The sequence below is a fragment of the Nonomuraea sp. CA-141351 genome, from assembly GCF_050944675.1.
Taxonomy (GTDB): domain Bacteria; phylum Actinomycetota; class Actinomycetes; order Streptosporangiales; family Streptosporangiaceae; genus Nonomuraea.
Map to the genome: position 1 here is coordinate 24,971 of NZ_CP191982.1, position 13,048 is coordinate 38,018.

At 68.1% G+C, this 13,048-nt stretch carries 11 protein-coding genes; 5 read left to right on the plus strand and 6 right to left on the minus strand.

Annotated features, from left to right (window positions below; all coding sequences use genetic code 11):
- Positions 1 to 1,506: 1,506 nt before the first annotated feature.
- Together ACQPWU_RS00115 and ACQPWU_RS00120 are read right to left on the minus strand one after the other, a co-directional pair.
- Positions 1,507 to 2,343, minus strand: a complete 837-nt coding sequence (locus ACQPWU_RS00115) for an ABC transporter permease (protein ID WP_433436013.1) — start codon at positions 2,341 to 2,343, stop codon at positions 1,507 to 1,509.
- The gene (locus tag ACQPWU_RS00120) at positions 2,340 to 3,365 is read right to left on the minus strand and encodes an ATP-binding cassette domain-containing protein (RefSeq protein ID WP_433436014.1); all 1,026 of its coding nucleotides are present in this window, start codon (positions 3,363 to 3,365) and stop codon (positions 2,340 to 2,342) included. The genes ACQPWU_RS00115 and ACQPWU_RS00120 overlap by 4 nt, the downstream gene beginning before the upstream one ends.
- Before the next feature lie 413 nt (positions 3,366 to 3,778).
- Here ACQPWU_RS00120 and ACQPWU_RS00125 point away from each other — a divergent pair, with 413 nt between their 5' ends.
- Both ACQPWU_RS00125 and ACQPWU_RS00130 read left to right on the plus strand, forming a co-directional pair.
- On the plus strand, positions 3,779 to 4,156 hold the full coding sequence (locus ACQPWU_RS00125; protein ID WP_433436015.1) for a VOC family protein: 378 nt from the start codon (positions 3,779 to 3,781) through the stop codon (positions 4,154 to 4,156).
- A gap of 155 nt (positions 4,157 to 4,311) precedes the next feature.
- Positions 4,312 to 5,304, plus strand: coding sequence for a sigma-70 family RNA polymerase sigma factor (locus tag ACQPWU_RS00130; RefSeq protein ID WP_433436016.1), 993 nt, complete (start codon positions 4,312 to 4,314; stop codon positions 5,302 to 5,304).
- A 39-nt stretch (positions 5,305 to 5,343) separates the two neighbouring features.
- On the opposite strand, the gene ACQPWU_RS00135 is transcribed toward ACQPWU_RS00130, so the two are convergent.
- Positions 5,344 to 6,813, minus strand: coding sequence for a hypothetical protein (locus tag ACQPWU_RS00135; RefSeq protein ID WP_433436017.1), 1,470 nt, complete (start codon positions 6,811 to 6,813; stop codon positions 5,344 to 5,346).
- A gap of 591 nt (positions 6,814 to 7,404) precedes the next feature.
- On the opposite strand from ACQPWU_RS00135, the gene ACQPWU_RS00140 reads away from it, so the two are divergent.
- The gene (locus tag ACQPWU_RS00140) at positions 7,405 to 8,376 is read left to right on the plus strand and encodes an FAD-dependent oxidoreductase (protein ID WP_433436019.1); all 972 of its coding nucleotides are present in this window, start codon (positions 7,405 to 7,407) and stop codon (positions 8,374 to 8,376) included.
- A gap of 26 nt (positions 8,377 to 8,402) precedes the next feature.
- Positions 8,403 to 10,025, plus strand: a complete 1,623-nt coding sequence (locus tag ACQPWU_RS00145; protein WP_433436021.1) for a thiamine pyrophosphate-dependent enzyme — start codon at positions 8,403 to 8,405, stop codon at positions 10,023 to 10,025.
- A 2-nt stretch (positions 10,026 to 10,027) separates the two neighbouring features.
- Here the strand turns inward: ACQPWU_RS00145 and ACQPWU_RS00150 are convergent, their stop codons facing one another.
- The 3 genes from ACQPWU_RS00150 to ACQPWU_RS00160 form a co-directional block, all read right to left on the minus strand.
- Positions 10,028 to 11,116 (minus strand): cell division protein CrgA, encoded by a 1,089-nt coding sequence (locus ACQPWU_RS00150; RefSeq protein ID WP_433436022.1) that lies wholly within the window; start codon positions 11,114 to 11,116, stop codon positions 10,028 to 10,030.
- On the minus strand, positions 11,106 to 11,456 hold the full coding sequence (locus tag ACQPWU_RS00155; RefSeq protein WP_433436024.1) for an effector-associated constant component EACC1: 351 nt from the start codon (positions 11,454 to 11,456) through the stop codon (positions 11,106 to 11,108). Before ACQPWU_RS00155 ends, ACQPWU_RS00150 begins: the two co-directional genes overlap by 11 nt.
- A 90-nt stretch (positions 11,457 to 11,546) precedes the next feature.
- Complete coding sequence (locus tag ACQPWU_RS00160) at positions 11,547 to 11,825, minus strand: hypothetical protein (RefSeq protein ID WP_360690319.1); 279 nt, start codon at positions 11,823 to 11,825, stop codon at positions 11,547 to 11,549.
- Positions 11,826 to 11,982: 157 nt separating this feature from the next.
- On the opposite strand from ACQPWU_RS00160, the gene ACQPWU_RS00165 reads away from it, so the two are divergent.
- Positions 11,983 to 13,047, plus strand: coding sequence for a DUF6745 domain-containing protein (locus tag ACQPWU_RS00165; RefSeq protein WP_433436025.1), 1,065 nt, complete (start codon positions 11,983 to 11,985; stop codon positions 13,045 to 13,047).
- Position 13,048: the final 1 nt, after the last annotated feature.

Here is a 13,048-nt window from a genome sequence, read left to right on the forward strand (position 1 = left end):
CGCTACAGGATGCTGGAGACCGTCAGGGAATTCGGGCGGATGCGGCTGAAGGAGGCCGGCGAGGAGGCGCCCGCTCGGGCGGCGCAGCGGGCCTGGGCGACGGCGTACGCCCTCGAACACGCCCTCCAGCTGTTCAGCCGGGCGCAGTTCGCGGCGGCCGACGCGTTGCGCGCCGAGGAGAGCAACCTCGCCGATCTCCTCCGGCAGGCTCTCGGCGAGCCCGATCCCGTCACGACGGTCCAGTTGCTGGCAGGCGTCGGTGCGCTGTGGTCGATCCGCGGCGACCACTCCCGGATCCTCGTTCACCGGCACGCGATCGCCCAGGTGATCACCGGCTGGGAGCCGCCGCCGCACCTCGTCGAGGTGACCAGGGCCGCCATGCTGATCACGCTCGCGAACATCATGATCATCACCGACCGCAGCGGCGATCCGCTGCGCGACCTCCTCCGTACGCTGCCCACCAGTGACACGACGGATCCCCGCGTGGCGGCGATGGCCACGGTGGTGCTCGCGTGCGACGCGGCCGACGGTGACCTGCACCGCCGGCTGGCGGAGTTGTGCAGCAGCGCCGACCACGACGTGGCCTTCGCGGCGACGCAGACGAGCGTCCACGTCCTGGAGAACGCGGGAGACGTGACCGGGGCGATCGAGGCCGCCGAGCGGACCCTGACGATGCTCCGCGAGGACGACGGGCCGTGGTTCGCCGCGATCATGCACGCCGTACTGGCCCACCTGGTCATGCAGCTCGGCGACCGCCGGCGGGCGGTCGGGCACGCGCGGACCGCCATCCCGGTGCTGAGCCGGCTCGGCGCCACCGACGACGAGACCCAGCTCCGCTCGGTGCTGCTGATCTCCGCGCTCGCCGACGGCGACCTCGACACCGCGGAGGCCGAGCTCTCCGAGATCACCCGGATCAACGACAACGAGGCGGTGCTCGGCGGGGTGGCGATCGTCTCGTTGTGCGCGGCCGAGCTCGCCCTCGCCCGCGGCGAGACGGCCGCCGCGCTCGCGGAATACCGCCTGGCCGTCCAGCGGGCGCGCGACCTGCGCCTGCCCGGGGTGCCGCGCGGGGAGTTCACGCCGTGGACGATCATCGCGGAGTCGGTCACCCTGACGGCGTACGCGTACCACGCCCCGCCGGAAGACGTCCGGTACGGCGAGGAGCTGTTCTCCACCGTCCGGGGCTACGACCTGCTGACCGCGGAAAACCCCATCCTCGACTATCCGATGTGCGGCTCGATGCTCTTCGCGCTCGGCGCCTGGGGGCTGCTGCGGAGAGCCCTTGCCCCCCGCGACGCGATCGGGTTGCTGGTGCTGGCCGAGCGGTTCGCGTACAACAACAGCATGCCCAGCATGACCTTCGAGCGGATCGAACCGTACGCGGAGCGGGCCGCGCCCGGGATGATCGCCGCCGTGCGGGCCGAATGCGGCGATCGACGCGGCCCCGACCTGCTCGACGAGGCGCGGAGTCTTCTCGAGCAGGTCTCCGGACGTGATGGGTGGAGGTCACATGTGCCGCTTGTAGCTGCGTACCGACAGAGGCGCGAAGATCACGATGACGATCAGGCACGCCAGGAGCGTCCAGGCCACCTCTCCGCTGACGAGGGCGTTGTTGGCGAGGTCGCGGGCGGCCGTGACCAGGTGTGAGACCGGGTTGAACCGGACGAACGCGGCCAGCCAGCCGGGCAGGGTCTCGACGGGGACGAACGCGTTCGACAGGAACGTCAGCGGGAACAAGATCATCATGGAGATGCTCTGGACGGCCTGGGCGCTCCGGGCGATCGTGCCGACCCACGTGAAGACCCAGGCCAGCGACCAGCCCGTGATGATCGCCAGCAGGATCGCGGCGAGCACGCCGCCCGCTCCGCCGCCCGGGCGGTAGCCCATCACCAGGCCCATGCCGAAGGTCAGGGTGGCCGCGATCGTGTAGCGCAGCAGGTCGGCCACCATGGGGCCGGCGAGCGGCGCGATCCGGGCGATCGGCAACGACTTGAAACGGTCGAAGACGCCCTTCTCCATGTCCTCGCGAAGCTGCGTGCCCGTGGCCATGCACGTCGTCAGCACGGTCTGGGCGAGGATGCCGGGGATCATCAGCGGGAGGTAGCTCTCCACGTCGCCGGCGATGGCGCCGCCGAAGATGGTGGCGAACATCGCGGTGAACAGGATGGGCTGCAGCGCCACGTCGAAGAACTGCTCCGGGTTGCGGCGCATCTTCTTGAGCGCCCGCCACGCCATCGTCAGGGTCTGGCCGAGCGTCTCCCCCATGGTGACGCGCCGCCGGGCGGCCGCCACGCGGTCGGCGGCCCGGACCCCCTCGCGGCTGGGTGCGATCACGGTGCTCATCGGTTCTCCTCCGTGCCGGTTTCGTCGTCCCCGTCCGTCTCGTGGCCGGTGAGGGCGAGGAACACCTCGTCCAGGCTGGGCTTGGCCACGCTCACCGAGGAGATCGACACCCCGGCGTTGCGCAGCGCGATCAGTACGTCCGCGGCCAGATCGGCCTGGTCAAGTGCGACGTTGAGGCGGCCGTGCTCTGGGCTGAGGACCGGGTCGGAGCCGAGGACGCGCCGCACGACCTCCACGGCGGCGGGCACTTCCCCCGGCTCGGCGAGCAGCAACTGCAGAGTGGAGTTGCCGACCGCGGTCTTCAACTCGTCGGGAGTGCCCTCGGCGACTTTGCGGCCGTGGTCGATGACGGCGACGCGATCGGCGAGCTGGTCGGCCTCGTCCAGATATTGCGTGGTCAGCAGCACCGTGCAGCCGTCGGCGACCAGACCGCGGATGGTGTCCCACATCTGACCGCGCGTGCGCGGATCGAGACCGGTGGTCGGCTCGTCGAGGAAGATCAGCGGCGGCCTGGTGATCAGGCTGGCCGCCAGGTCGAGGCGCCGGCGCATGCCGCCGGAGAACTGCGCGATCGGTTTGTCGGCGGCCTCCTCCAGGCCGAACCGGCCCAGCAGCTCGGTGGCGACGCGCCGGGCGCGCGGCGCGGCGATGCCCTGCAGACGGCTGAAGAGCCAGAGGTTCTCGCGGGCGGTCAGGTTCTCGTCGACCGACGCGTACTGTCCGGTGACACCGACCAACTGGCGGATCACGTGCGGGTTGCCGGCCACGTCGACCCCGAAGATCTCGGCGCGGCCCGCGTCGATCTTCAACAGGGTGGCCAGCATCCGTAGCATGGTGGTCTTGCCGGCGCCGTTCGGGCCGAGGACGCCGAAGATCTCACCGGGGCGTACGTCCAGATCGATCCCGTCGACGGCACGGTGCTCGCCGAACGTCTTGACAAGCCCTTCCGCACGTACGGCCAGATCGGCGCCCCCGTCGAGGGGCGGGCCGCCCCCGGTACGTCCGAGTTCTGTGATGCTCATGGCTTCACTCTCGGCGACGCCGGTTTCACGGCACCCTCGACCGAGTTTCACCGGTTGCGGGGAGGTACGTGGATTCGCTCCTCCACCGGGCGGTATCAACGCTGCGGATCCCCGGCCTGTCGGCGGGCCCTGCGGATCTCCCAGCGGAAGCCGCCGCCCGCTCGGTTCTGATCGAGGGAGGCAGCGCCGAGTCGCCGCGTACCAGCCGGTGCGGTAAAGAGGCTCGCCTGGCGGTGGCGGTCTCGTCGGCAAGCACGTGCGGCCCAGGCGCCGCCGTATCCGACGTTCATGTCCGGAGGATGAGCTTCCCCCCGCGCTCGAAGGCCCGGCGGGCGCCTCGGCCGATTCCTTTCGGCAGGTCGCCGAGTCGATAGATGTGACGGAATTCCGATGACGACCGAGAGGGAGCGATCATGGTGGAGACGACGGGGATGCGGCTGGGCGGCCTGGTGCTGGGCAGCGACGACCCGGAACGGCTCAGCGCCTGGTACCGCGCGGCGTTCGCGCCGTCGGCCGGGCCGAGCACCGTCCTGATGGTGGGTGACGGAAGGTTGATCTTCGATCGCCGCGACGATCTCGAGCAGAGCGCACGGGAACCAGGCAGGATCCTGATCAACTTCTACGTCGAGGACATCGAGGCGGTCGTTGCCCACCTCAAGGCGCTGGGCGTCACGCAGTGGATCCGCCCGGTGGAGGACTTCGGCCCGGGCCTCATCGCGACGGTGGAGGATCCGGTCGGAAACTACGTGCAGATCGTCGAACTCGCCGCCCGGCCCGGCACTGGACGGTGACGCAGATGGGCCACACCTACGTCGAAGTCGATAATCTGATGGGTGATGATCCCGCCGAAGCACATGCGGAGGGGCCGCCGGCACTCCGACTCAACACCACGTTCGACCGGGCGGACGGTGGGCGGGCCCGCCTCGGTCGACCGACTGGGGCGACGGTGACCCCGGACAGCGACGTCTTCGTACGGCTGACCTCCCCATACCGGCCGGAGCTCCTGGCCTACTGCTACCGCATGCTCGGCTCGGTCCACGACGCCGAAGACCTCGTCCAGGAGACCTATCTGCGTGCGTGGCGCTCGTACGAGGCGTTCGAAAGCCGGGCGTCACTGCGCACCTGGCTCTACCGGATCGCGACCAATGTCTGCCTCACCGCACTCGAGCACCGCAAGCGCCGGCCGCTGCCGTCGGGCCTCGGCGGTCCCGCCGACGACCCCGCCGCCCCTCTGGCACCGCCACCGGAAGTGACCTGGCTCCAGCCCTTCCCCGACCGGTTGGTCCGCGCCGGCCTGGACGATCCCGCCGCCATCGTCGCGGCGCGGGCAGGTCTGCGGCTCGCCCTGATCGCCGCCCTGCAGTATCTGCCCCCGCGCCAGCGCGCCGTCCTCATCCTGCGCGACGTGCTGGCGCTGCGCGCGGCAGAGGTCGCCGAGCTTCTCGGGATCTCCGTCCCGGCGGTCAAAAGCATCCTGCAGCGCGCTCGAGCCCAGCTTGGCCAGGTGGCACCCTCCGAAGACGACACGACCGAGGCCTCCGGCGCACACCAGCGCGAACTGCTGGATCGATATGTCGCGGCCTTCGAGAACGCCGACATCACGGCCCTGATGGGGCTGCTGACCGAGGACGCCGTCCTGGAGATGCCGCCCACCCCGACCTGGTTCGCCGGGCGCGAGTCCGTCGGCCGGTTCTTCGGGTCCAGGGTTCTCACCGTGCCAGGTGCCTTCCGGATGGTGGCGACCTCGGCCAACGGGCAGCCCGCGGCCGCCATGTATGAGCGCGGACCGGACGGCGTTCATCACGGACACGCGGTGATGGTCCTCTCGGTCTCCGAGGCGGGAATCACACAGATCGTCGCGTTCCGCGACCCGGGCCTGTTCGAACTCTTCGAACTCCCCCAGACACTCGGCCCCGCGCCGGACGGGCCGACGCCGTGACGGTTATGACAGCCGGGCTGACGGCCTTGACCGCGGATCTCATTGTTCGTCCGGCCCGAACCGTGGGCGACCTTCGGTGCTCTGCCCCGCAAGAACCTCTGACAGTGGTGGAACCAGGTCGGGCGCTTTGGAGAACTGCGCCCTGGCGCGGTCGTCGCGAAAGCCTTTCGCCAGAACCTGTGCTCGGGTGAGGAGTTGTGTGGTCAACGCCACCAGTGGGGGCGTCATCAGATAGACGGCCACCGCCAGGCCGTACAGCAGGTACGCGCACTGCCCCGGGGTCACCGCCTGGGCATGAATGAACGGAACCCAAAGGGCGCTGAACTCGGGCGTGTAGTAGCACAGCGGGGCTTCGAAGTAGGCGCCGGTCGGCGTCAGGCAGACATCGCGGGCGGGGGCATCGCCGAAGACGGCTCCGTTCAGGCCAACCCAGAGAGAAAGGACGAGTGCCAGCACCGTGATCGTGTTCGCCAGGATGGACGGGTCCTGCCGGTGCAGGCGGACGGCGAGTGCCAGGCATGCGGGCAACGAGGCGAACAGAAGGTAGCGGGGCCCGTAGAAGGTCGACCCGCTCCACGACCAGTAGGTGGAGTAGAGCAGGACCAAGCCCACCACGAACGCGATCCACATGCGGTAGAGCGCTGTCAGATCCGTGGCGGCGCGGCCGGGAAGTGCCGCGAGCCTGCGGCGTACGGGCAGGAACAGTCCGGGCGCGAAGAACAGCAGCCCCTTCCCGAACGACAACAACAGTGACAGGAGCCCGAAGAAGATCGGATAACTGAGTCCGGGCTGACCCGAGAACGGCATGATCGTTCTAGGGCCTCTGTCGTCGCCGTATCCGCTCTCGAAGGGGTCGCCCCTGCGGATCCAGGCTTCGAGCAGGACGACCGCCACCGCGGCGGCGAATGCCAACACCAGTCGGAGTCGCCGCGTGTCCCAGATCCGTTGCGCGGTCAACAGCATCATGGCGGGCAGGGCGGCGGGGGCATTCGCGACCCCGAGCACGATCGCCGTCCATCCGCGGCGTTTGGCGACCAGACAGACGGTGCCGATGCCGACCAGGACCGCCGTGAACACTTCGCTCCAGTAGAAGAGCAAATGATTGGTGAACATCGAGGCGAAGGTCAGCAGCAGGAAGAAACGGCGAAGCAGACGGCGCGACACGTGATCGCGCAGCATTCGATAGAAGATGAACAGCCCAAGGGCGAAAACTGCAGTGTTGTACTTTTCGCACCACCATTCTGGGGACTGGTATATCTTGCCCAGCAGCCAGAGCGGGGCCGAGAACAACGGGCCGATCAGCGAATACTTCTTGTCGCTCAGCTCTCCCTTGGTCAGCAAGTCCGACAGGTATACGAAGCGCCACCCGCCGTCACCCCAGAACAAGGCATGTGGCAGCAGGAAGGCCATTCCCGCGAGACCACCGATGATCATGCCGATCTCGAGGCGGGCGATCAACTTGGACTCGCGTACGTCCGGACTGGTGAAATAAGTGGCTATGTTTGGCATACAAAGTTCCTTTCATCCCCGGGACCACAGAGAATTCGGTCGCCGACCACGAATCGAGGATGAATGACCGAAGCAGTCCGTCTGCGACGCTGAGCGCAAAGTGTCGTCTATCGCTTTGCCTGATCGGTGACAGGCAGGCCGAGCAGCGGTTACGCCGGGAGCAGGTGCTGCGGATCGGCCCCTATCCAGCCGATACCGGCTTGCCCTACATTGGCTGATCTTGTGGATCGGATTGGGGGCGATCATGGAACGGTGGCTGGATCCAGCCGGGATCTCGACGGAACGCCTGCTCGTTCGGGCGAGCACGCGCATGACGCGACGGTGGCCGGCTGAACGGAAATAGCTGCCTAGTGGAAGGTCAAGCCCTCGGATACGATGCAGCCATCACCCGTGGCGGAGGGTAAGCGTACGGACGGACCGCTTTCCCGGAGACGCGACGTAATTTGAGGGTCGACGATGTCATCCAGCCGCATGGACGCAGTTCCCAATCTGCCGACGCCGGATTTCACCTTCGACCCCAATGCGCCAGGCGCGTGTCTCGCCGGAGTCAGACCATACCGTAACGGTTCTTTTCGACTCGACGCCGAGACGGTGTCCGGCAGGTTCGTCGTGCACAATTACGGCCACGGCGGTGCCGGAATCACGCTGAGCTGGGGTTGTGCGGCCAAGGTGAAGGAGCTGGTCCAGAAACGCATCGCCGTGTCGCACGACACGGAGGTCGCGGTGCTCGGCGCCGGCGTCATGGGGATGACCGCCGCCACCTTGCTGCTCGGCCTCGGCCTCAATGTCACCATCTATTCGGACCGCAACCCGGTCGAGACCACGTCGTTCAAGGCCGGGGGCCATTGGGCTGTGTCCGTCATCGCGTACGCCGGGAAGGAGCAGGAGCTCAAGGACATACTCAAAACGTCCTACCTGACCTTCAAGAACAGCATCGGCCAGGGGTTCGGGGTCTCCGAGCGCCCCAACTTCACGCCGAAGCCCTCACCCAATCTCGACGTGGTCCAGCAGCTCGTGCCGGGACTGCTGCCGCCGCGCGTCCCGCTGTCGCGCATGCCGTTCGAGGGGCACACCAAGCCCGGGTTCAGGTATCAGACGTTGCTCGTCGAGCCGCCGATCTTCCTCCCACGGCTGGAAAGCGACCTGAGGGCGCACGGCGTCACGTTCGTGCACCGGAAATTCGTCAGCAAATCAGACGTGTTCACGTCGCTGACGCAGAAGATCATCGTGAATTGCACGGGGCTCGGCGCGAAGACGCTGTGGAACGACTCGAAGATGATGCCCATCAAGGGGCAGCTCGCGATGCTGCCGGCACAGCCGAACCTGCAATATCTCTACGGCCAGGACGGCTACATGTTCCCACGCGCCGATCACGTCGTCATCGGCGGCACGTTCGAAGAGAACGTGGACAACGAGCTGTTCGACAAAACAGTGTGCAAGGGCCTGGTCCAGCACATAGCCGCGCTCTTCGGCAAGGCGGTGCCCAGGCCGATGCCGGACATCCACATCCACCACCCGCGCAACGCGGCAATGGTCAATCCGGCGATGCCGGTCCGCGTCTGACCCAAGGCCCACACGGGAGCGTCACCATGGCCTTCACCGTCGCCGACTACATCCTGACGCGGCTGAGCCAGCAGCAGGTCAACACGCTTTTCGGTGTGCCGGCCGCCTTCTGCGCAGCGTTGTTCGACGCGGTCGGCCCCCACGGCGTCAAACCGGTCGTCACCGCGAGCGATCTGGAGGCCGGTTACGCGGCCGACGGGTACGCGCGGACGAAAGGCCTGGGCGCCGTGGCGGTCGCCAACGGGGTCGGCATGCTGAGCATGATCAACGCGATTGCCGGCGCCTTTGTCGAGCGCAGCCCGGTCGTCGTCATCAATGGCGGCCCGAACACCGCCAACCTCAACAACCTGAAGGACTTCGACGTCCTGTTCTCCCATTCGACCGGCCAGCCGGACACGGACCTGGCCGCGTACAAGCTCGTCACCGCGAGCGCGGCGCGCGCCGGCAAGGCCTCGGAAGTGCCGGCCGTGGTCGACAACGCGGTCGCGACCGCGATCAAGAAGAAGCGGCCGGTCTATGTCGAGATCAACAGGGACATCTGGAATCTGGCCTGCCCGATGCCGGCCGGGCCACTGCCGGTCGCCATTCCGGCGGCGGGCACGGAGCAACAACTCGCTACCACGATCGTCGGGCTGATCCGCGCCGCGACGTCGCCGGTCATTCTCGTCGGCACCGAAATCCAGCGTTACGGGCTCGCCGGGAAAGTCGCCGAATTGATCGCCAAGCTCGGCGTACGCTGGTCGACCGCGCTGCTCGCCAAGTCGGCGCTGCCCGAACAGGGCAACGGATGGGTCGGCGTCTACGCCCCACCGAATTCGACCCCGGCCGCCACCAACGCCGTCGAGCACGCGGACCTGCTCGTGATGCTCGGCTGCGTGTTTCCCAGCAACTACGCGCCGCTGGTGACGACCGCCGGCAACCGCATCGTCTCGGCCTATGACGGCAAGGTGAAAATCAAGGGCGGCCCCAAGCAGAATGCGGAAATCGGCGCGCTCGTGGCGGCGCTCGTCACCGAGGCCGCAAAAGCACCGCCGAAACCCGTGCCCGCCGGGGTGGATCCACCCGCGCCCGTGCCGGCCACGGGCCCGTTGACCTACCGGCAGGTGTTCGAGCGCATAGGCGTTGCGCTGGACGATTCCTGGCTCGTGGTTCCCGACACGTTCCTTGGCGTCGCCTCGGCCGCGAACCTGCCGGTGAAAGGGCGCGACTCGTTCATGTGCGGCGCCGTGTGGGCCTCGATCGGGCATTCGGTGGCCGCCGCGGTCGGTGCGTCGTTCGGGTCGAGCAGGCGGCCGCTGGTCATCTGCGGCGACGGCGGCTTCCACATGACCGCGCAGGCGCTGTCCACGCTCGCGCGGTACGCGCGCAACCCGGTCGTCGTCGTCATCGACAACGGCATCTATGCCTTCGAGCAGTTCCTCATCGACGACGCGTATTTCGGCAACCCCAACGCGCAGCCGAAACCGTACGTGGTGCTCAGTCGGTGGGACTTCGTCAAATTCGCCAACGGGCTCGGCGTGCAGTCCGCCCAGTCGGTCGACACCGCGGCGGCGTTCGATCTGGCGCTCAGCACGGCGAAGGCGTCCAATGCCCCGGCCCTGATCGTCGCGAAAGTCGATCCGCACGGCCTCCCGGCCGAACTCGCGTGAGCTCACCCTGATGGGCGCCGTACCGCCAGGCTCAAGCCGAGGACCACGAGTACGAAACCAACCAGGAGGTTCAGGTTCCCGAGCACCGCGAACGGAGCTTCGCCTGGCGCGAGGTAGTAAATGGCGGCCCAGACAATGCCGATGATCCCCATAAGGGTGCCGAGCCAGAACCGTAACCGGCGACCGGGCTGCGGACTGACGGTGACATGACGGCTTGCCGGGTCTTTCCGCTGAGGTCTTCCCACCTCCGCTGGTTCCTCTTGCGCAGGTATGCGCTCCTTAGTGCTATCCCCGGCCACGCGGCCCGGCGGGCCGACCTCGATCCAGTGAACGCTCCTGTCCGGCGGCGCCGTCGCGGCATTGCGGACGAAACCGAAACGGTCCGCGGTGTCGGTGCCGCGCTGATTGGGAGCGGGCAGCCCTTTCCGGTGCAGCCGGCGGCGAAGGTGGGAGTAGATGGTGTTCAGGGTGAGCAGCGAGGCTTCCCCGGGGATCCCGGTGCGGACCAGATCAACCAGCTCGCCCGTGAACGCGGTGAGGGAGAATGCCTGCTCGTCGAGCGGTGGCACGCGGGCCGTCAAATCGCTGGCGGTCAGGGTGTACGCGCCCCGGACATCCGTGTAGTCGGCGACTCCCGAGCCGGACAGCGCCGTGATCGCACGGCCGGCGTAGCAGCAGTCCAGGATGACCATCCGCACGTGTGCCGGGTGATCGAGGAGTAGCCGGCGGACTCGTTCGTACTCCAGACCGGTGACATCCGGGTCGTCGGCGTCGGTGTCACTCAAAGTCAGGCAGAGGTGCCCGTTCGGGAGGATGGTGCCGTGCCCAACGAAATACAGCAGCAGGACGTCTTCGACGTCGCGCGCCAGCCGCCGCAGCGTCTGTACGAGCTTCGGCGCGTCGACCGGGTCCTCGATCATGGTCACCCGATCGGCCGGCCACCCGCCCAGGCTCGGGTCCGTGAGGATGTCGTACATGCCGTGGAGGCTGTTCGCCGCGGCCGGCAGGCGCGGAAAGCTGCTGTCCTGGTAATACGCCGTGCCTATGAGCACCGCCCGCGAACGGGAGCGGTCGGGAGGATCAGGGCTCATCGCGCTCCCGAAGCATCTCTTGAAGCAGCGGCACGACGTCGTTGCTCTTGACGTGCCGCGCATCCAGCTTCATCTCGCCCGACGCCTTGATGGTGACGGTGATGTCCGGCCGCCGGGTCTTCACCCATTCGGTCAGCGACCTGGCCAGCGCCAGACCCGTGCCGCCCGAGGCCACGGCCACCATGATGGCTTGGAGCGCCCCGCCCAGCTCCCCCTCCGCCACCGGACGCCGCACCACCCGCACCGCACCGGCGAGCTCGCGCTCGCCGCACAGCCATTCCCACAGCGCGGCCGACTCCGCGACCTCGTCACCGCCGGCGAGCTCGATCCGTGCATCCATAAGACCTCCGTCCACCGCGGGACTCCGATCGCGCCAAGGGCGCGCCTTGCAGCGTTCCAGGAAATGACCGTGGCGTGAAGTGTTTCCCGCTCAGAGCACGCCCAGCTCGCCGAGCGGGGTGCGCCAGTAGTCCTCGTCGAGTGGCCTGCTCTGGAGCATGGCTTCCGTGTCGGCGCGGGTGCGGTCGAGGTCGGCGGCGGCATGCAGGATCTTGTTGAAGGTCTTGAACGCCTCGTCGTCCCCCGGCTGCATCCTGCTGCGGCGGATGCGCTCGTACCAGTATTTCTGCTCCTCCTCGATCCGGGGCAGGAGCTCGGCGCGGGTGAGGGCGCGCGCTTCCTCGATGGTGAGCCGTTTGAAGCCCGACATGGGTTCATTGTGGCGCGGTAGTTCCGGCAACGTGAAGAGCCCAAGGACCCGGCGCGCCGACCACGGGCACCTGCCGGGCAACGGGTAGACATCTCGGGGCCCGATCTGTCACTCTTTCCAACATGATCGTGAGAAAGGACGACGCCACCCTGATCCGGTGAGCGATCTCGTGCAGCGGGAAGCTGCCGCCATCCGCGAACAATGGCTGGGCCAAGCGCTCTCGACGCTGCCCGCCGACCGTCCGGCCGCAGAGGCCGCCATCTCCGAGCTGTACCGCCTGATCGGGCTCCCTCCACCCCGCTTCCGCTGGGTCCCGTCACCCGTCGCGGGCCTGACAACCGTTCCGCCGGGGGCACGGGTCCGGGAGTCGGTCGAGCGCATGGCCGACTGGCCGGTGCCCGGCCGGTTCGCGGCGTTGGTGCGGGAGCTGCGCAAGGAGCTCGACGCGCGGATCAGACCGGCTCAGGAGCCCATCGACCGGCTCATCCACCAGACGGTTCTGTTTCCGCTGTCCCGATCGGTCAGCACCACGCTCGTCCCGCCGCTGCAGGCGGCGCACGACGGGCCGTTCCGCCAGGACTGGTACGGGCTCCAGCACTGGGTCGTCCGATACGACGCCCTGCGGCAGGTGGCCGGTGTGGCGTTCACCGGCCCGCAACTGGAGCAGCTCGGGCTGTGGGCGACCTTGGCCGCGTCGTGCGGCTGGTGGTGGCCCAGGGAAAGTGTCTGCGTCGTCTCCGAGCGGCCGGTGGCCATGCACACCGAAGTGTGGGGCGACGACGGCGAGGTGCGGCTGCACTGCGCCGACGGTCCGGCGGTGCGCTACGCGGACGGCTGGGACCTGCACTACTGGCACGGCACCCGGGTGCCGCCCTGGGTGATCACGGATCCGGACGTCCGGCGCATCGCGGACGAGGCCAACGTCGAGGTCAGGCGATGCGCCATCGAGCACCTCGGCTGGGCCTCCTACATCGAGCGAGCCGGGCTCCGGCTCGTCGCCTCCGCGCCCGACCCTGGCAACCCCGGCTCCGAACTGCACCTTTACGACATGCACAGGGGCACCAGGGTGCTCCTGGCGGTCAACGGGTCCGTGGAGCGCGACGGACGCCGCCGACGTTACGGGCTGACCGTGCCGGGCTTCCTCGACGACCCGATCGACGCAGCCGGCTGGACCTACGGGCTGTCCGCCGCGCAGTACTCCCTGCTTCTCCGCCGAACCTGAG

Coding starts and splice junctions, on each gene's coding strand:
- ACQPWU_RS00115 (WP_433436013.1), bottom strand. CDS start 2,343: ATGAGCACCGTGATCGCACCCAGCCGCGAGGGGGTCCGGGCCGCCGAC.
- ACQPWU_RS00120 (WP_433436014.1), bottom strand. CDS start 3,365: ATGAGCATCACAGAACTCGGACGTACCGGGGGCGGCCCGCCCCTCGAC.
- ACQPWU_RS00125 (WP_433436015.1), top strand. CDS start 3,779: ATGGTGGAGACGACGGGGATGCGGCTGGGCGGCCTGGTGCTGGGCAGC.
- ACQPWU_RS00135 (WP_433436017.1), bottom strand. CDS start 6,813: ATGCCAAACATAGCCACTTATTTCACCAGTCCGGACGTACGCGAGTCC.
- ACQPWU_RS00145 (WP_433436021.1), top strand. CDS start 8,403: ATGGCCTTCACCGTCGCCGACTACATCCTGACGCGGCTGAGCCAGCAG.
- ACQPWU_RS00150 (WP_433436022.1), bottom strand. CDS start 11,116: ATGAGCCCTGATCCTCCCGACCGCTCCCGTTCGCGGGCGGTGCTCATA.
- ACQPWU_RS00155 (WP_433436024.1), bottom strand. CDS start 11,456: ATGGATGCACGGATCGAGCTCGCCGGCGGTGACGAGGTCGCGGAGTCG.
- ACQPWU_RS00160 (WP_360690319.1), bottom strand. CDS start 11,825: ATGTCGGGCTTCAAACGGCTCACCATCGAGGAAGCGCGCGCCCTCACC.